The organism is Pseudomonas sp. R1-1 (assembly GCF_051132135.1).
Classification (GTDB): Bacteria; Pseudomonadota; Gammaproteobacteria; order Pseudomonadales; family Pseudomonadaceae; genus Aquipseudomonas.
Map to the genome: position 1 here is coordinate 3,908,920 of NZ_CP071663.1, position 18,137 is coordinate 3,927,056.

The 18,137-nt window shown below is 61.2% G+C and carries 17 protein-coding genes; 13 read left to right on the top strand and 4 right to left on the bottom strand.

The features are described 5' to 3' along the window. Positions 1 to 14: 14 nt before the first annotated feature. The 12 genes from J3P75_RS17465 (at position 15) to J3P75_RS17520 (ending at position 14,313) form a co-directional block, all read left to right on the top strand. Complete coding sequence (locus J3P75_RS17465; protein WP_434589955.1) at positions 15 to 1,607, top strand: GumC family protein; 1,593 nt, start codon at positions 15 to 17, stop codon at positions 1,605 to 1,607. After that, a complete protein-coding gene (locus J3P75_RS17470) occupies positions 1,604 to 2,695 on the top strand; it encodes a glycosyltransferase family 4 protein (protein WP_434707610.1) in 1,092 nt (363 codons plus the stop codon). The genes J3P75_RS17465 and J3P75_RS17470 overlap by 4 nt, the downstream gene beginning before the upstream one ends. Then, on the top strand, positions 2,692 to 4,059 hold the full coding sequence (locus J3P75_RS17475; protein ID WP_434707611.1) for an O-antigen ligase family protein: 1,368 nt from the start codon (positions 2,692 to 2,694) through the stop codon (positions 4,057 to 4,059). The genes J3P75_RS17470 and J3P75_RS17475 overlap by 4 nt, the downstream gene beginning before the upstream one ends. Continuing rightward, complete coding sequence (locus J3P75_RS17480) at positions 4,056 to 5,024, top strand: glycosyltransferase (RefSeq protein ID WP_434707612.1); 969 nt, start codon at positions 4,056 to 4,058, stop codon at positions 5,022 to 5,024. The genes J3P75_RS17475 and J3P75_RS17480 overlap by 4 nt, the downstream gene beginning before the upstream one ends. Then, positions 5,017 to 6,153, top strand: coding sequence for a glycosyltransferase (locus J3P75_RS17485; RefSeq protein WP_434707613.1), 1,137 nt, complete (start codon positions 5,017 to 5,019; stop codon positions 6,151 to 6,153). The genes J3P75_RS17480 and J3P75_RS17485 overlap by 8 nt, the downstream gene beginning before the upstream one ends. A gap of 13 nt (positions 6,154 to 6,166) precedes the next feature. Then, positions 6,167 to 7,168, top strand: coding sequence for a polysaccharide deacetylase family protein (locus tag J3P75_RS17490; RefSeq protein ID WP_434707614.1), 1,002 nt, complete (start codon positions 6,167 to 6,169; stop codon positions 7,166 to 7,168). Beyond that, complete coding sequence (locus J3P75_RS17495; protein WP_434707615.1) at positions 7,165 to 8,472, top strand: oligosaccharide flippase family protein; 1,308 nt, start codon at positions 7,165 to 7,167, stop codon at positions 8,470 to 8,472. The genes J3P75_RS17490 and J3P75_RS17495 overlap by 4 nt, the downstream gene beginning before the upstream one ends. Continuing rightward, positions 8,469 to 10,388, top strand: coding sequence for a hypothetical protein (locus J3P75_RS17500; RefSeq protein ID WP_434707616.1), 1,920 nt, complete (start codon positions 8,469 to 8,471; stop codon positions 10,386 to 10,388). Before J3P75_RS17495 ends, J3P75_RS17500 begins: the two co-directional genes overlap by 4 nt. Before the next feature lie 62 nt (positions 10,389 to 10,450). Further along, the gene (locus tag J3P75_RS17505; RefSeq protein ID WP_434598426.1) at positions 10,451 to 11,140 is read left to right on the top strand and encodes an N-acetyltransferase; all 690 of its coding nucleotides are present in this window, start codon (positions 10,451 to 10,453) and stop codon (positions 11,138 to 11,140) included. 4 nt (positions 11,141 to 11,144) lie between these two features. After that, on the top strand, positions 11,145 to 12,335 hold the full coding sequence (locus tag J3P75_RS17510) for a GNAT family N-acetyltransferase (RefSeq protein ID WP_434707617.1): 1,191 nt from the start codon (positions 11,145 to 11,147) through the stop codon (positions 12,333 to 12,335). Further along, positions 12,332 to 13,024, top strand: coding sequence for an N-acetyltransferase (locus J3P75_RS17515; RefSeq protein WP_434589974.1), 693 nt, complete (start codon positions 12,332 to 12,334; stop codon positions 13,022 to 13,024). Before J3P75_RS17510 ends, J3P75_RS17515 begins: the two co-directional genes overlap by 4 nt. A 980-nt stretch (positions 13,025 to 14,004) precedes the next feature. After that, positions 14,005 to 14,313, top strand: coding sequence for an addiction module antidote protein (locus J3P75_RS17520; RefSeq protein ID WP_434707618.1), 309 nt, complete (start codon positions 14,005 to 14,007; stop codon positions 14,311 to 14,313). 120 nt (positions 14,314 to 14,433) lie between these two features. On the opposite strand, the gene J3P75_RS17525 is transcribed toward J3P75_RS17520, so the two are convergent. The 4 genes from J3P75_RS17525 to J3P75_RS17540 form a co-directional block, all read right to left on the bottom strand. After that, positions 14,434 to 15,231, bottom strand: coding sequence for a class I SAM-dependent methyltransferase (locus J3P75_RS17525; protein ID WP_434707619.1), 798 nt, complete (start codon positions 15,229 to 15,231; stop codon positions 14,434 to 14,436). Between the two features lie 99 nt (positions 15,232 to 15,330). Continuing rightward, complete coding sequence (locus J3P75_RS17530; protein WP_203421555.1) at positions 15,331 to 15,606, bottom strand: type II toxin-antitoxin system RelE/ParE family toxin; 276 nt, start codon at positions 15,604 to 15,606, stop codon at positions 15,331 to 15,333. A 1-nt stretch (position 15,607) separates the two neighbouring features. Continuing rightward, positions 15,608 to 15,880: a CopG family ribbon-helix-helix protein gene (locus tag J3P75_RS17535; RefSeq protein WP_090282708.1), complete on the bottom strand. Its 273-nt coding sequence runs from the start codon at positions 15,878 to 15,880 to the stop codon at positions 15,608 to 15,610. A 173-nt stretch (positions 15,881 to 16,053) separates the two neighbouring features. Then, complete coding sequence (locus J3P75_RS17540; RefSeq protein WP_394503789.1) at positions 16,054 to 16,953, bottom strand: LysR family transcriptional regulator; 900 nt, start codon at positions 16,951 to 16,953, stop codon at positions 16,054 to 16,056. 161 nt (positions 16,954 to 17,114) lie between these two features. On the opposite strand from J3P75_RS17540, the gene J3P75_RS17545 reads away from it, so the two are divergent. Then, on the top strand, positions 17,115 to 18,134 hold the full coding sequence (locus J3P75_RS17545) for an alpha/beta hydrolase (protein WP_434707620.1): 1,020 nt from the start codon (positions 17,115 to 17,117) through the stop codon (positions 18,132 to 18,134). Positions 18,135 to 18,137 lie beyond the last annotated feature (3 nt).

An 18,137-nucleotide genomic window follows, 5' to 3' on the forward strand; every position in this document is an offset into this window, starting at 1 on the left:
CTCAGGTGACCGACATGAATCCAAAAGAAAATTACCTGCACGAGTTCTTCAGGATTTTCTTCGCCAACAAGCAACTGGTGAAGCGCATCTTCCTGACCTTTGCAGTGATCGCCCTGCTCCTGCCATTGCTGCTCAAACAGAGCTTCGATATCACCGCGCAGGTGATCGTGCAGTCGAAAAAACTCTCTCAGGGCGATGCGACCACCTCGCTGACCCAGGACAACGCCACGTTCATTCCGCCATCGCTGGCGGACATGGAAACCGAGAGCAATATCCTCCGTTCGCCGGCGCTGATCCGTCAGACCATCAGCGAACTGCGCGACAAGGGCCAGTACAACCCGCCGCCGGGGATGCTCAGCAAGCTGGCCGGCGAGCCGTTCAAGCGTTACGTCAGCACGCCACTGCGCGAGTACGTGATCAATCCGCTGCGTGATGCACTGGGCATGGAAACCGATCCGGTGCGCGACACGGCGCTGGACGGCTTGACCCAGGAAGCCATCGACAATCTGAAGATCGAAACCCTGCCGGGTTCCAATGTCATCTCGATCGTCTACAGCTTCCCGGATCCTGCCCAAGGCACCACGTTCGTGGCCGCGTTGCTGCAAAACTATCTGGTCGATCGTCAGGCGTTGCAATCGATCGAGCTGCCGCACTCGTTCTACGAGACCAAGAAGCATCAATATCAGGTGCGGCTCGATGGCCTCGAAGGCGCAAGACTGGGGCTGCTGGAAAGCGTCGGTTCGTCCGATCCGAAGGAGGAAATCACCTTCCGCCTCAACGCGATCAACACCGAAGAGCAGGCGCTCAACCTGTATCGCGATCGCTTGCTGCAAAGCCAGCGCTGGCTCGATTACCTGAAAACCAGTCTGGCGGCCGCCAACACCAACAAACTCAACGACTACACCTTCCCGTTCACCTTCACCACGACGGTGGACAACATCGCGTTCGAGGACCGCGAGATCAGGCAGATGGGCGAGGCGCTGACCACTCAGGTCAGCCGCTACATGAACGATCTGGCGGTGTTCCAGCCGGGCAGCGAGCCGATGTTGCTGGCCCGCGAGCAGATTGCCCGTACGCGTCAGCAGTTCCTCAAAGTGGTCAACAACCGCATTCAGGAACGCACGATCGACTTGTCGGTGGTGAGCCAGGTCATCGAGCAGAAAACCGCGCGCATTGCCGAGTTCAAGAATCGCATCCATCAATTGCAGCAGACCCAAAGCAAGCTGCGCCAGATGGACACCGAGATCGGCGCGTTGCACGCAGCGTTTTCTACCTATGCGCAACGCTTTGCCGAAAGCAGCACGACCCGCGCGCTGGATAACGACTTGTCCAACGCTCGTGTCCTCAGCCCGCCGTATGAACCGACCGAGGCGGCCTTTCCCAAGCCGATGCTGATCATCCCGTTCGGGCTGTTCACCGGTCTGTTGCTGGCAATCGCGTTCGTCTACGTACGTGAGTTCTTCGACCATCGCTTCAAGCATCCGGCGCAAATCAGTCACGAACTGGGCCTGCCGGTGCTGTTGGTGCTCAACGAAGAAACGCCACAAGCGGGCAATCCGCACAAGAACTGGACCATGCCAAGTCTGGTTCACTGGGTGCGCAATTGAACGCGCTGTCCACCCCACTCGTCGCCCTGCCGATCATTCATTTGCTCAGCAGCGGCGGCTTCTACGGGGCCGAGCGAATGTTGCTGGATCATTGCCTGGCCACGCCGGGACAGCATCAGGTGCTGTTTCTCGACGCGCCGCCAGAGCTGGTCGCGCGCTTTCGTGAGGCTGGGGTGGACGCTTGCTACTGCGCCGGGCTGGGCGAATTGTTGCGTCACCTGCGGCAGCGCCGGGGCGACAAGCCGTTGCTCAACACGCACAACTTCAAAGGGCTGTTGTTCGGCTGGGTTGGCGCAACGCTGTTGCGCCTGCCGCTGGTGATCACTCAGCACGGGTTCACGCCGCGCAGTCGCAAGCAGAAGTTCTACACCTGGCTGAGCCTGCAACTGTGCCGCACCGCCGCGGTGAAACGGGTGGTTTGCGTGGCGCAAAGCATCGCCGCGCTGCACCTCGAGGCACGCGTGCGGGCGGAGAAACTACAGGTGATTCCCAACGGTTTGCCAGCGGCGCCAGCCATGCCGCCGGTGGCAGATCGGCAACGCTGGCTGGCCGGGTACGTCGGTCGGTTGAGCAGTGAAAAAGGCCCGGATCTGTTTCTCGATGCGCTGATTCCCTTGTGTCACCAGCACCCGCAACTGGACGCCGTGATGCTCGGTGATGGTCCGGAACGGGAGAGCTTGCAGGCGCGCATCAACGCTGCCGGTTTGCCGCGGCGGATTCGCCTGCCGGGCTATCAGACGGCGATGCAAGGCTGGTGGCAACAACTCGATGCGCTGGTGATCAGTTCGCGCACCGAGGGCACGCCGATGATTCTGCTTGAAGCGATGCAGGCCGGCGTGCCGGTGGTGGCGTTCGCGGTCGGCGGTATCCCCGATGTCTTGCAGCACGGCGTGAACGGGCTACTCGCGCCACCAACCGATACCGCCGCCCTCACCCGCCAGCTCGACACCTTGCTGGCCGAACCGAAAATGGCCGCGCAGCTGCGCGACAACGCCAGACGTACACAACAGGAGCGCTACGACCTCAAGGCCCTGGCCGAACGCTGGTCGCAGCTGTACATCCACACGGCACGGGAGGCACGCACATGATTTTCCCGCTCTCGATCGTCAGTCTGTTCGCACTGGTCAGCCTGGGTTTGCTGGCCAGTCCCTGGCCCTATCTGGCACCGGGGGCCGTCATTGGTCTGGTCGGTTTTACCGTCCTGTACCGCAAACCGACCTGGGGTCTGCTGGGCATTGCCGCGCTGGTACCGTTCGAAGGTTTCTTCAAGGACAGTTCAGTTTCCGGCAGCAAGTTGCTCGGTGCTTCGCTGGCGGTGATCGTGATGCTGCAACTGGCGCTGCATCAGATTCCATCGCAACGCTTGCGCAGCAATCTGTGGCGTTACCTGATCGGCTTTATGGCGCTGTATATGCTGAGCCTGTTCGCCACCGACAACCTGGGCATGTCACAAAGTCATCTGCGTGAACTGAGCGTGGGCCTGCTGCTGTTTGTGATCACCTTGTTGATCGGCCGTGAATTGAATCTGGACCTGTTCGCCCGACTGGTCACCCTCAGCGTCAGCGCGACCTGCGCCATGGCGATGTTTTCCAGCAGATTCCAGGACAAGGGCCGCGCCGCCGGCCTGCTCGAAGACCCGAACGCCTTTGCCTTGCTGATCGCCTTCGCCGTGCCGCTGGGCCTGCTGCTGGTGATCCGCAGCCCGCAACTGCTGCACCGGTTGTTCTGGGCCGGCTGCTGCCTCTTGCTGTTGGGCGGCATGACCAAAACCGAGTCGCGCTCAGGCCTGGTGGTACTGGCCTTGAGTCTGGCAATCGGTGTCTGGCATTACCGCCAGCAACTGACACGCATTCGCCCACGGCACTTCGGCTTCGCCATGCTCGGCGCCGCGATCATTCTGCCCTTGGCGATCTACGCGATGCCGGCCGGTTATCTGGCGCGCATCCAGTCGCTGAGTATTCTCAGCGCCGGCGCCAAGGCCCAGGACGAGTCCCTCGGCCGTCGCGCCTCGTACATTGTCGTCGGCAGCCAGATCATCCGCGAGCATCCGCTGCTCGGCTCCGGCCCCGGCACCTTTCCGTTGCACTACGCAACCACCGGTTATGCCAAGGCGTTTTCGGCCAATCGCAAGATCGGCGACCTGTATCGGCGGGCGCACAACACCTATCTGGAGATTTTCAGCGAGCTGGGTATTCCCGCCGGCCTGCTGTTTGTCGGCATGCTCGTGCAGGGCTTCTTCAACCTGATCCGCGCACGGGGCGCGTGGCTTGAGCGGCGCGAGTGGCAGCACGCGGATCTGGTGACCCACCTGGGCATGAGTTTTCTGTCGTTGACGTTGTTCCTGATGTTCCTCAGCGCGCCGAACCTGAAATACCTGTGGATCATGCTGGCGCTGACCTGGGTACTGCGCGTGAAAGCCGAGCAGGCAGCGCTGCCGGAGGCCAGAACATGAGCCGGATCAGCATTGTCATGCCGATGTTCAACGAGGCCCGGCACATCGGCCGCACCTTGCTGGCCGCGCGCAAGGCGGCGCACGCCGCCGACATCGACTGTGAACTGATCGTGGTCGACAACGGCTCCACCGACGACGGACCACAGATCGCCCGCGCGTTCGGCGCACGGGTTCTGGTGCTGCCCGGCCTGCTGATCGGTGCCTTGCGCAACCGCGGCGCAGCGGTTGCCAGCGGCGACTGGCTGGCGTTCATCGACGCTGATATCGAAATGCCCGAAGACTGGCTCAAGCAGATGTTCGCCCTGGCCGCGAACGACAAGGGCGACGTCTTCGGACTGGACCTGCACACCCCTGCCGCCGCGCCATGGTTCGCCGCCGCCTGGCAGCGCCGCTCTTTGTCTGCATCGGGCCGCGCCACTCGCACCGTGCACTGGCTGCCCAGTGCCAACCTGCTGATGCGCAAGCAGTGGTTCGACAATGCCGGCGGTTTCAACGAAACCCTGCGCACCGGTGAGGACAAGGAATACACCCTGCGTCTGCACAGACACGGTGCGCGCCTGCTGTCGGTCAGTAGCAGCGTCGCCCTGCACTGGGGCTATGAAATGACCTGGCGCGAATGGGTCGGCAAGGAACTGTGGCGTCAGGGCAGTCATCTGCAATTGCTCCGCGCCCATGGCATGAGCCTGCGCCTGCTGCGTTTTCCGTTGCTGTCAGGGCTGGTGTGGTTGCTCGATGCGCTGGCGATCCTCGCGTTGCTCACGGGCTACGCGAATCAGGCGTTGCTGCTGATGATGCTGGGCCTGCTACCGAGTCTGCTGCTCAGCGTGCGGCAAAGCATTCGCCAGCAAAACCTCGGCCTGACGTTGCAACTCTGGGGCCTGCACTGGGTGCGCCTGCACCTGGCCAGCGCGGCATTGATTCTCGGTCTGTGTCATTGGAACGCCAGGAGGCCCGCCCGTGGCTGAACTCATTTTTTGCCTGTGCCTGTTGCTGCCGGTATACGCCTACATCGGTTATCCGCTGCTGCTGACCTTGCTGGCGCCGCTGTTCCCGGCCTGGCGGCATGCCCCGGCGCCGCCGCTGAACATCAGCATCGTCATTGCCGCGCACAATGAGGCGCGGCATATCGAGCACAAGTTGCGCACGCTGCTGGCCCAGGATTATCAGCCGGCCACGCTGCAGATCATTCTCGCCAGCGACGGTTCGACCGATGACACCGTGGCCTGCGCGCACAAAGTGATCGATCCGCGCATTACCGTGCTCGACCTGCCGCGCCAGGGCAAAGCCGCCACGCTGAATGCCGGGGTTGCCGTGAGCAATGGTGAGATTCTGGTGTTCACCGACGCCGACAACCAATGGTCGCGCGACACCCTCGGCCACTTGCTCGCGCCATTGAACGATCCTCAAGTCGGGGCCTGCGCCGGGCACATGGTGATCCCGGTCACCGGTGGCGGCCTGAGCATCGGCGACAGCCTCTATCGGCACTACGAAGGCTGGTTGCGCCGGGTCGAAAATCGTACCGGCTGCATGGTGTCCGCCGACGGCGCGCTGCTTGCGTTGCGCCGCGAGTTGTTCCAGCCCGTGCCGGCCGAGGTCAACGATGATTTCTTCATCAGCACCTGCGCACCGGTGGCGCGCAAACGCATCGTGTACGTGCCCGAGGCCCAGGTAATCGATCAGGGCGTCGACGAAGCGGACAAGCAATGGCGTCGTCGCCAGCGGGTCACGGTCGGTGGCCTGCAGAGCCTGGCGCAACGCCGCGAACTGCTCAACCCGTTCAAGCACGGCCTGTATTCCATCGCCTTGATCAGCCACAAACTGATCCGCCGACTGGCGCCGGTGCTATTGCTGCCGCTGCTGCTGAGCAATTTCTGGCTGTGGAACGAACACGGTTTCTATCGCCTGAGTCTGGTCGCGCAACTGATCGGTTACTCGATTGCCATCGCCGGCCTGCTGGATTCGCAACACCGTTTGCCGAAACCGTTCCGCCTCGCGGCATTCCTGCTGGTGACGCTGGCCGGCATGAGCGTCGGCCTGTGGCAGTTCCTGCGCGGGCAACGGTACGCGCAGTGGAACCCTGACCAGAATCGTTGAGAGGACGCATGCCATGGCGATCAAACAATTGCTCAAACGCACCAGCGGCTGGCTTTATCTCAACTCGTCCGTGGGGCGCAACCAGTTGCACGGGGCCGGGGTCATCCTGATGCTTCATCGGGTACTGGCCAACGACCGTGCCGCCAACCTGCCGCACCGCAATGAACTGTGCGTCGGCCCGCTGGCGTTCGAACACTTGCTGATATGGCTGCGCAAGCATTTCGATTGCGTGCCGCTGATGGAGTTGCTGCAGCCCAACGCCCTGCGCACCGAGCGTCCGCGCGTGGCGCTGACCTTCGATGATGGCTGGCGTGACAACGCGGTCAATGCCTATCCGCTGCTGCAAAAACACCAGGTGCCGGCGAGCATTTTTCTCTCCACCGATTTCATTGGCAGCCGGCAACGCTTCTGGTGGGAAAGCGTGGGCGAAACGCTGTGGGGCAGTCATGGCGAAAAGGCCCGTATGCACCTGATCGAGCACCTGCGCATCACCGGTCATCCGTTGCCGGTGCTGCTCGACGATATCGACGTCGACCGGCGCAGCGTGGCGCTGCTGCATTACCTGCAAGGGCTCAAGAGCCTCGATCCACAGGAGCTTGAACGTCTGACCAACGAGTGTCCGCCGGATTCCTTGCCGCAAGCGCTGGACTGGCATCAGGTGCGCGCCATGGAAGCCTCCGGTCTGGTGCGTTTCGGCCCGCACGGCGCCAGTCACTCGATCCTCACCGGGCTGGACGACGTGCGTCTGCACGAAGAAATCAGCCGCAGCCGTGGCGCCTTGCAAAACGGCTGCAATCGGCCATTGCCGGTGTATTGCTACCCCAACGGCGACAACGACGAGCGCGTGCGTGAGCAGGTTGCCAATCACGACTATCCGTTTGCTCTGGGCACCACCACGGGACTCTATCGCGGCGCCGGTGATCCGCTGAACCTGCCACGCTTCGGCGTCAGCCAGCGCACCGCGCGCAATCCGGAACTGCTGTCGTTACGGATCTTTCGCGGGGCACGGCCATGAGTCGCAGCAGCTACCTCAAGCACCTCGCCCTGAGCATGGGCACCAAACTGGCGATGATCGCCTTGCGCCTGCTGCGCAATGTGTTGCTGGCGCGGATTCTCGGGCCGAGTGAACGCGGCTTGTTTGCCCTGCTCAGCACCCTGCCGGATCTGATCAGTGCGGCCACCAGCGGCGGCCTGAATTCGGCGGTCGGTTATCAAGCGGCCAATCAGCGGCCGATGGGCTTGTTGCTCGCTCAGGTGTTGGTGTTCGGCTGTCTGCTGGCCGGGCTGTTGACGTTGCTGGTAGTCGCACTGGCGCGAGAATTCGGCAGCGAACTCGATGTCACGATGCAACTTGGGTTGCTCGCGTGGCTGTTGTTGCTGGCGGTGCCGCTGACGGTACTCAAAAGCGGCCTGCTGACCTTGCACAACGCCTCGGGTGGTGTGGTCGCGTTCAACGTCCTGCGTCTGACCGAATCGCTGGCGCCGTTGCTGCTGTTTGTTGCGCTGTTCTGGATGTGGAAAGAAGCCGCACTCGAAGCTGCGCTGATCAGTTGGCTGGCCGGTATCAGTCTGGTGGTGCTGGTGGGCTGGATGTGGCTCAAACGCGCACAGCCAACTCGGTTGCAATGGGATCGTGCGAGCCAGAACGAGCTGCTGCGATTCAGTGCGCGCAGCCATCCGGATCTGCTGTTCCAACAGGTCATTCTGCGCTCCGATTACTTGTTTATCGGGGCCCTTCTGGGCAGCACCGCGCTCGGCCATTACGCCATGGCCAGCGCCGCCGCCGAACTGCTGCTGATCGTTCCGGAAGCCTTCACCACACCGCTGATGAAGCGTCTGCTGCAACAGGACAAAGGCATGGACAAGGTCACGCCGCTGGCGCTGCGCCTGACCGCCACGGTGATGCTCGGCGCCTGCATCAGCATGGCGCTGATCGGCGAGTGGCTGATCGTCACCTTGTTCGGTGTCGCTTACCAACCGGCCTACCCGGCGTTGCTGGCATTGCTCCCGGGGCTGTTGGGCCTGTGCTACGCCAGCATTCTGCGCCTGGACCTGATCGGCAAGAACCGCCCCGCCACCGTATCGCTGATGATGGGGGTGGGTGCGTTACTCAATCTGGCATTGAATCTGTTGCTGATTCCGAGCTACGGCATCGTCGGCGCAGCGGCGGCGTCCTCGATTGCCTATCTGGCAGTGACCCTGGCGATGCTGGTGCTGTATTGCAAACTCAGCGGCGTGGCGTTCTGGCACACCCTGTTCATCCTGCCCGCTGACATCAGCCCGATGTGGCTGATGTTGCAACGCCGGAAAGCCGCATGAAGCGCCTGGCCCTGCTGCTCGGACTCGGCATGTCGCTGAACGGCTTCGCTGCGCCGATGCAGTGGGGCGACATCCGCGACGGCAGCCTGTATCTGCAAGCTGATCGCCCGGATACCGTCACCGTCAGTTGGGTTCCGGCGTGGCAGGCCGAGGCCAATGAAGAACATATCTACCTGCTCGACGGCCACGGCCGATTGCAAGGTGACCGCTTCATCAAGGCCAGTGAGGTCAGCGGTTCGCAGCGCTGGCCGCTGGTACCGGGAGCGGCCAGCTATCGCCTGGAGATTCCCGGCTACAGCTTCCGCAGTTACCGCGTCGAGCATGACGACCAGACCGTGGCGCTGTTCAGTCCGGCCAAGGTGCATTTCAGTGTCGAAACGCGCAGTGGCGCTGAGCTGTTTTTCCAGGTCGCACCGGGCGAACGTGCGGTGCTGAACGGCAAGTACCATGGCGGCGTCAACGCGTTGCAGGCACAGCGTATGGACGATGGACAGCAGCTATCGCTGGCCCTCCAACGCCATCCCGCCTATTGGCAATTCGATCAAGTGGCCTTGCCGGTCAGCGACCACGCTCAGGTCTGGCGCTTGCGTCTGCAGGGCAGCGGCAAAGCGGCGTTCTGGCTCGATGGCACGGCCAACCTGTTTGCGCAAAATCCTCAGCAGCTCCAGCCATTGCGTGAAGATCCGGGCCAGGTACGACTGACCCTGCACGATAAAATTCTTGGGCGCACGCCGGATCTGGGCATTGCCCTGCCCAATCTCATGCCGCCCGCCACCAGTTACGCCGCACTGGATGCGTTGAAACCGACCGCAGCGAGTTATTACAGCTACGTTGACGTTGTTTCGAAAAAGGCCGGTTCCGAAGATCCGGTTCGTCAGCTCTATCAGTCTCGTTTCGGCATCCGCCAGGACATTACCCTGCTCGCCGGCACCGGGCGTCAGGCCAATCTGCGCGCCGACATGCAAAGCAGCAACGGTCTTGACGCGTGGCTCGCCGCTACACGCGCACTGGGTGGTCAAGGCACGCATTACATCGGCTTCGCCGACGAGCCGAACCTCAACTATTCGAGCTACGAAGATTACCGGGCGATCTTTGTCAGCATGGCTCGCCAGGTGCGCAGCGACCCGGCCAATGCCAAGGCCGGCGTGCGTATCGCCATGCCCGCCACTTCACGCCTGGTCAACGGGCCGTTTACGCGCAACGCGGCGAGCAAACGCGGCATCGACTGGGCCCGCCGACTGCTCAGCGAATCCGCCGATCAGGTCGACGCATTGGCCTGGCACGAATGGATGATTCGCGACCTGCTGGCAACAAGGGTCTACCGCGACAGCGTGCGCCGCGCCGCCGATCTGGTCGGCCTCGACGCAAACGGTCAGCCGCGCAAGGCCTTGCTGCTCGATCAGACCAACCTGTCCAGCGGCTCGAGCCTGAGCCCGTACGATCAGGAAACTCACTACGCCGCGCTGTGGTGGGCCTCGGTCGTCATCAACGCTTCTCAGGATGGCCTGCTGAGCATGCTCAACTGGTTTCAGGCCGCCGATGAACCGCCCTACGCCAAGGGCATGGCGCGCGTGTCGGGCGACGGTCGCTTCGAGCTCAAACCGGTAGGCCTTGCCCAGCAATTCATCGCTCGGCATTGGCTGTCGCGAGTGCTGCAACTGGATAACGACGCTTTCGAAGTGGACGTGCTGGCGATGGCCGGCGACGCGCAGCGCACTGTGCTCGGGGTGAACAAAGGCACACGCCTGCAACGTGTTGACCTGAGCGGCGCCCAGTGCCCGCTGAACCACGGCGTCCTGCGCTTTTTCGGCACCGACAATCGCAGCCGCGACGCAGCGTTTGCCTGCGAAAACGGCCGCGTGCGTTTCGAGTTACCGGGGCAAACCCTGTTTGCCCTGAACTGGAGCGCGTCATGAACCGCCCTTCCGCCCTGCGAGCGTCATTGCTGCGCGTGGCACCTTCAGCAGGAGATGAAACCATGGATACCTTGAAAAAACTCAGCGGACATATCCGGCGCAAAGGTCTGCGAGCGACCTTGACGAAGATCCGCAGAATGTACATTTTCGCCCATCAGCAATTGCTGTGGATGGAGCGCGATCTGGTCAGTCCGGTGCCGCCGTACAGCCTCAAGCCTTACCCGCCGCTGCGCGTAATGAACATCACCGCAGACAACGCCAGCGCCTTCACCCGTTACTTCGGCGACCGGGTCGGGGTCATGGCCGAGCTGGCCGATGAAGGTCACACCGGGCATATGCATGTCGACGAGCACGGCGATGCCGTGGCGTTTATCTGGGGTACGCCGCGCGATTATTTTGATCGGCATTACTACGGTTGCCGGTTCCCGGTGAAGCCCGGCGAGTTTTTCGAATTTGGTGGGGAAATGGCCCGCGCCTACTGGGGCACCGCATTGTCCGTCGATGTGCAAGTGCGCCTGTGGCAGGCCATGGCCGTGCAAGGCTGCAGCAAAGTGGTCGATGTCTGTGACTCGAGCAACATCCCGGCGCTCAAGCTGCACCTGCGCATGGGCTATACCGAACAACAGCGGATCATGAATATCTACACGCTGTTCGGCCGCTGGCGCTTCTATCGCGAAACCCGCTACAGCGGCTCACGCCTGGCGGCGCTGCGCAAACCTTCCCGTCCACCTGTCGAAGCAACGGCGGCCTGAACCCATGGCGATGCGATTCGAATGGCGCACGTCCCTGTGCGCAGCGGACTTCCCGGCGAACGCCTACGAAGCACTGCGCCTGCACGTAGCCGACCATACGCCGTTCAATAACCTTGGCTGGTTGTGTGCGGCGGAACAGGCGCTGGGCGAGGATCAGCGCCTGCACATTCTGCTCGGCTGGGAAGCTGACGAGTTACGCATGTGCCTGCCGCTGGTGGCCAGCCGCGAACGCTTCGCTGGCGTGCCATTTCGCGTCTTGCATCACCTGGGTTATCCGCTGGCCGATCGGCTGGCGATGCTGTCGTTGCTCGGCGCCGAGGACATGCGCGAGGCGCTGGGGCTGATCCGTCAGCGCCTGCCCCATGCGCTGCTGCAGCTCAATGAACTGTCGGAACCGGCCGGCGAAGAAAGTGCGCTCACCGAATGGATGGTGCGCAGCTCCACGGCTGAACGACGCCTGAGCTGCCGGGTGCCGGTGCACCTGATCAGCGAAGCCGACCATCAGGAAGTCTCCGGCGACCCGCGCTACAAACTGCGGCGGGCGCGCAAGCGGATTGCCGCGTGCGGCGCTCAAGTGCGGCGAATCACCCCCGATGCGCTGTCGATGCCCACGGTTTTACAGGCATTGCAGGCAGTCGAGTCGGTCAGCTGGAAAGGTGACGAAGGTGTCGGGATCTTCGCCACCGAACACAGTCGTCAGTGGATAAACAGCGCGTTCACCGCCCTCGCCGCTCAGGGCCAGGTGCGGGTCGTGACGCTGGAGCTGGACGGTCGCTGCATCAGCTATCGACTGGGCCTGCTCGAGCAGGGCCGACTCTACGACTACAACCTTGCGTTCCTGCCGCAGCATGCCGATCTGGGCAGCGGCCGCGTGCTGCTGGAGGAATGGATTCGCTGGGGCCTGGACGAACAATGGCACTGGATCGATGCGTCGCGGGTCAGCCTGGAGAACTCCAGCCATCAACTGCACGAGCGCATGACCGGACAACTGGAACACTGGCGCTGGAGCTTCTACTCATGGCGCCCCAGTGGCTTGCTGCTGGGCCTTGCGCTACGTCTTTGGTACTGCGTCAAACCGGCCTTGCAAAAAAGACGCGCACAGCGTGCGGGCAACCCGGCGGCAACAGATACATCTGCAACTCAACCGGCAACATCATCCCCCACACCTGGGCTAGCGCCTCGGAGAGCATCATGAACGTCATCGAAGAACTGCTTCTGCGCATCAAACAAAAAGGCCTGCGCCGCACCCTTGGCGCGCTGGGGAAACGTTACATATTCGCTCATCGTAAATTGCTCTGGATGGAGCGCGATCTGGTCACGCCGATTGCCCCGAACAAACTGCGCCCCTGTGAAGGTTTGCGCAGGGTCGACATCACCGAGGAAAACGCCAAGGCCTTCAGCAAGTACTTTGGCGACCGCGTGCAGACCATGGCCGAGCTGGCCGCTGAAGGGCATACGGGACACATGTACCTGGACCAGGACGATCACACCGTCGGTTTCGTCTGGGCCAGCGCACGCGACTATTACGACCGGCACTTCTATCGCTGCACGTTCCCGGTCCAGCCCGGTGAATACTTCCAGTTCGGTGCCGAAATTACCCGGCATTATTTCGGCAGTAGCCTGACCGTCGATGCACAAGTCGCACTCTGGCAAGTCATGGCGGCCCGCGGCTTCAAGAAAGTCGTGGATATCTGCGACAGCGCCAATATTCAAGCCCTGAAAATGCACATGCGCCTGGGTTATCAGGAACAAGGGCGGATCACCCACGTCTACGACCTGTTCGGGCACTGGCGCTTCACCCGCCAAACGCGCTACAGCGAGTCAAGACTGGAAGCGCTGCGCAAGCCGGAAAGACCGGTAGTGAGCGCGGCGGCGCAGGCGTAATTCACCTCGCAAGCGGCGGTGGCCCTTGGGCCGCCATCGCTTGCAGGCAAGCTCCCACATGTTGTTTGCATTTGTTCAGTTGGAACGACATCAACTTGTGGCAGCCAGCCTGCTGGCGATGGCGCAGGTCAGGCAATGCTTGAACTCAGCCTGAAAATCAAAAGCCCCTCATCGGAACGCCGCCCGCCTAGCCCTCTCCCAGAGGGAGAGGGGACTGACCGGGGTGGATGAAAGAGATGCGCCAACGCGCAACACCGAGTCGAACTCAGGTTTTGAACGGCCCACAAATCGGCTCCCTCTCCAGGGGGAGAGGGCTGGGGTGAGGGGCAGCCACACCGCAAATCCAAAGCCAACCACCCGCTTCTCACCACTCAATAGGCCGAGTGTCAGCTCGCCTGCTTTTGATCTTGATCCACCGGCGACGTCGGAAGGCTGAGCGGAGGGATTGATCCGGGCGTGGGAGCGCAGCGACCGTCTGGCGCAGCCAGACACAGCGGAAGTAGGTGCAGCGAAGCAAACCGTAGCCGCTGCGCCCGGATCGATCCCGCAGCGAAGGGACCCGAGCCTGCGAGGGCCGAACGTAGGAGCAAGCGTTTTTTGCTTATTTTTTTTCTGGGCCGGCACTCCGGGCGTTTGAAAAAAAGTGAGTCGCCGTCAGGCGAAACCGCCAGCCGCAGCACCCGAAGCAACGGATATGTACCCAAAACCAAAAAACTCAGCACCTGAAAGAAAGCCATCGCCACCAGGCTGGCTCCCACAGTGCAACCGAATACATCCACAACGATGGCTCGGCCATCAGGCCCGCTGGTGATGAGGCCGGTAGCCATACCCGCTGCTCCCACAAGCCATAGCTTCCTTGCCTACATTCACCGACGAATTCTCCAACCTGCAGTAAAGACCTGACTGACTGCTTATCCGTATCGAACTCGATACAGTCAAGCAAACATGCAACGGCGCAGTGATGATAAAGAGGTATGACCATGAGTCAGGCTTTAACCAATTTCGACATGGCATCACTGCTGGACAGCGACGAAGCCATCAGCGAATACCTGTCTCAGGTACTCGCTGACGGAGATAACGAAGAGTTCCTTCGCGCGATCGGCCATGTGCTCAAGGCCCGTGGAATGACGCAGATAGCCAAAAGTTCAGGCATGGGCCGCGAGAGTCTGTACAAGGCGTTCGCGCCGGGTGCAAAACCCCGCTTCGATACGGTTCTGAAAGTGATTCATGCCCTCGGCATGGACCTCTGCGCACAACCGGGGCATGTGATCGATCACTCGGCTTCCTGAGTTCTGTAGCGACCATAGATCTCTTCGCGAGCAGGCTCGCACATTGGTTTTGCGCACTGCGACTGTCCTTTGTGGGAGCGAGCCTGCTCGCGAAGAAGCCAGGCGTCGCAATAAAGATACTCAGACCTTGCTCGCCACCAAGGTAAAACACATCGGCATCTGCGCCGTCTGGTTCATATAGCAGTCATACACCTCTTCCCGATTCGAATGCGCATATTCCCTGAAGTGCGCAACATTCAACCCTGCCCCGATCACCCCGCTGAAAATCGCCCCGAGTGTATGCACGAACCAGTACGACTTCGCCGCCGGCTGTTCAATCGTGCCGACGTAGACAATCGGCTCTTCCTGCACAAACGGCTCGGCGCGAAAGTACGAGCTGGCGAGGCGATAAGGATCTTCACTGGCCGGATCGACCATTTCCAGAAACGGATGGGTCTCGTAGATCACCAGCTTGCCACCCGGTTTGAGCACCTGCGCGACATGACGGAAAAACTCGCCAATATCGGGCATCCAGTTCAGCACGCCAATAGTGATCAGGGCGACATCAAACCGGTTATGCAATGACCCAGGCAAATGATGGATATCGCTTTCGACAAACTCGGCAGGGTGTGGTGAGCGAGCATTGAGTACGCGGGCCTGTTCGAGAAACGCTGCCGACTGATCGACGCCGACCACACTGCGCGCACCCAGGGCAAACAGCGACAGGCTTTCGCGACCGTTGTTGCAGCCCAGTTGAATCACGTCCCTGCCGTTGACGTCCAGCAAGCCGCTCAGGGTGTCGTCGAGACAGGAAAAATCCGCCTGCGCGACCTCGTTAAGCAATGCCTGCCAGTCCGGCGAATTCTGATGATGATCAGCGGAATCATTCCAGGCCTGTCGATTGCTCTCGATGGCGGTTTTGGGATTGGGCACTTCCATGGCGCACTCCGGATAGGGCTCGTGATTGAGCGGCATGAGTCTAGAACAGACCCGGAGTGGCGGTTGTTGCAATGTTGTAAATGCGGATTTGACGACGGGCTATCGTTCTTCGCGGGTGTGCCAAAGGCGCAGCAGGTAGATAGTCGGACCGATAATCTCGTAGCGCATGTCGTAGTGCCCTACCAGAATCCTTCGCACATCTCGCGGTTCAAACTCTTCCAGACGCTCGCCCAAGCGCGGATTGGCCAATAGCATTGCAGGAGCAGCAGTCAGCTGTTGCACAGTACGTGCAGCGGCAGGTTGATTGACTGCTGCCAAGAACTCGTAAAGCCTGGTCAAATCGGAAAGTCCTTTGCTCGTCCACTTCAACTCCATATTAAAGTGGTGCCTTGAGCGGAGCATCAGAACTCAAGCTGTCCGCCCAAGCCTGCACCGATTGATGATCGATGACGCGCCCGGCGTCCACATCAGCCAACGCTTCGCGCGTCAAACGGCTGCGTTCTTCTTCTTGATCAATCCAGGCGCTCAGGGCTTGTTTCACGATCCAGTTGCGCGAGCGTTCAAGACGCTCGGCCATCAGGTCGACCTTCTCGGCCAACTGCACCGGAACGTGGGCAGTAACGGATCGGGTTTTCATTGTCGCGGCCATGTGAGTGTCTCCTGATGATTGAGGGCAGCGAGAGTCATAAGCCAACAGAATAGTGACCTGTGATTGAGCTTGCCTATTCTCGCAACAAACTGAATCAAAGTTAATCACAAGACACCATCTTCTGCTATTAAGCCCGACGGAACGTCAAGGGGCAGAAAAGCTTTCTTTCCAGATCAAAGATTCACATGGCTCTGGTTCAACCGCTCACGTAAAAACTCCACCAGCGCCTGCACCGGCCTTGAAGCCTGGCGATGCTGCGGATACACCGCCGACAACGTCAGTGGCTCGGGGCGCAGATCGTCCAGCACCGGCACCAGTCGCCCATCCTTCAATGCCGCGCCGACGATGAATGTCGGCAGATAAGTAATGCCCATCCCCTGCACTGCTGCATCGCGCAGCAATTCACCATTATTCACGCGCATGCGCCCGGCGACGTTAATCAATACCGGTTTGCCCTGCCCTTCGTTGAACCGCCATTGCACCGAGCGCCCGTGACCATACGGCAAGCAATCATGGCCGTGCAGGTCTTCAGGCTTGAGCGGCGTGCCGCGTTCTGCAAGGTACGCGGGACTGGCGCAATACACCCGTTCGATGGACGCGATGCGCCGGGCGATCAACGTCGAATCTTCCAGCGTGCCAATGCGCAGTGCCAGGTCGTAACCCTCACCCAGCAAGTCCACCGGGCGATCGCTCAGGTCCACTTCCACCGTCACTTCGCGATAGCGCTGCAGAAACATCGGCAGCAGGCAACCCAGATGCGCCACGGCAAACGACAGCGGCGCGCTCAGGCGGATCGTCCCGCGTGGCTCCGCCGTCTCCCCGGCGATGCCTTGCTCGACTTGCTCGACCTCGCCCAGCAAGCGCAACGCTGCTTCGTAATAACTCTGCCCCAGCGGCGTGACATCGAGGCGCCGGGTCGAGCGGTTCAATAAGCGCACGCCCAGCCGCTCTTCCAGTTGCATCAAGCGACGGCTGACGAACTGCTTGGACAGGCCCAATTGATCGGCCGCTGAGGTGAAGCTGCCGGAGTCCATGACCTGGCAAAAAATACGCATGTCTTCGAACGGGTTCATTGTCACTCTCTGGTGGACAGTTAAACGCTTTATAGCCGCTTTTTCACTTTTCAGCAGCCCATTAATCTGTGCTCACGGTGTTGCTGAGGCCAGAAACCCAGCGCCACAGCAGCCCGCAACTCAGGCAAAAAAATCAAAATCATTCAAAAGGATTTCCACCCATGAGCATCGTCAAGAAAACCCTCGCGGCATCCCTCCTCGCCCTGTCCATCGGCAATGCGTTCGCCGCTGAAAATACCGGCGTCGAACACAACACCCAGGCCTTCCTCGATGCCCTCGCCGCTGGCGGCGGCAAACCGCTGGAACAGCTGAGCCCGAAGGACGCCCGTGCGGTGCTGACCGGGGCCCAGGCGTCGGTGAAAGTGGATCTGTCGGGAATTGAAGTCAGCGACAAGGCAATCAAGGTCGATGGCCAGACGATCAACCTGAAAGTGGTGCGTCCGGCCAAGGTCAAAGGCGAGTTGCCGGTGTTCATGTTCTTCCACGGTGGCGGCTGGGTGCTCGGCGACTTCCCGACGCACCAGCGCTTGATTCGTGATCTGGTGGTGGGTTCCGGCGCGGTTGCGGTGTACGTCGATTACACGCCGTCGCCGGAAGCGCAGTACCCGACCGCGATCAACCAGGCTTACGCCGCGACGAAATGGGTCGCTGAGCACGGCAAGGAAATCGGCGTCGACGGCAAGCGTCTGGCCGTGGCTGGCAACAGTGTCGGCGGCAACATGGCGGCGGTGGTGGCGTTGATGGCCAAGGAACAAAAAGCCCCGGCGCTGCGCTTCCAGTTGCTGATGTGGCCGGTGACCAATGCGCAGTTTAACGACGGTTCGTACCAGCAATTTGCCGAGGGGCATTTCCTCACCAAAGACATGATGCAGTGGTTCTGGGACAACTACACCACCAACCCGGCCGAGCGTGCGCAGATCCACGCCTCGCCGCTCAACGCCAGCGCCGAACAGCTCAAGGGCTTGCCGGCAGCGCTGGTGCAGACCGCCGAATTCGACGTCCTGCGTGATGAAGGCGAAGGCTATGCGCGGCACCTGGATGCGGCCGGCGTCGCGGTGACCTCGGTGCGCTACGACGGGATGATTCATGACTTCGGCCTGCTCAATCCGCTGAGCCAGATCCCCGAAGTGCAAGCGGCGGTACGGCAAGCCGCCGCCGAGCTGAAAACCCACCTCAACTGAGCC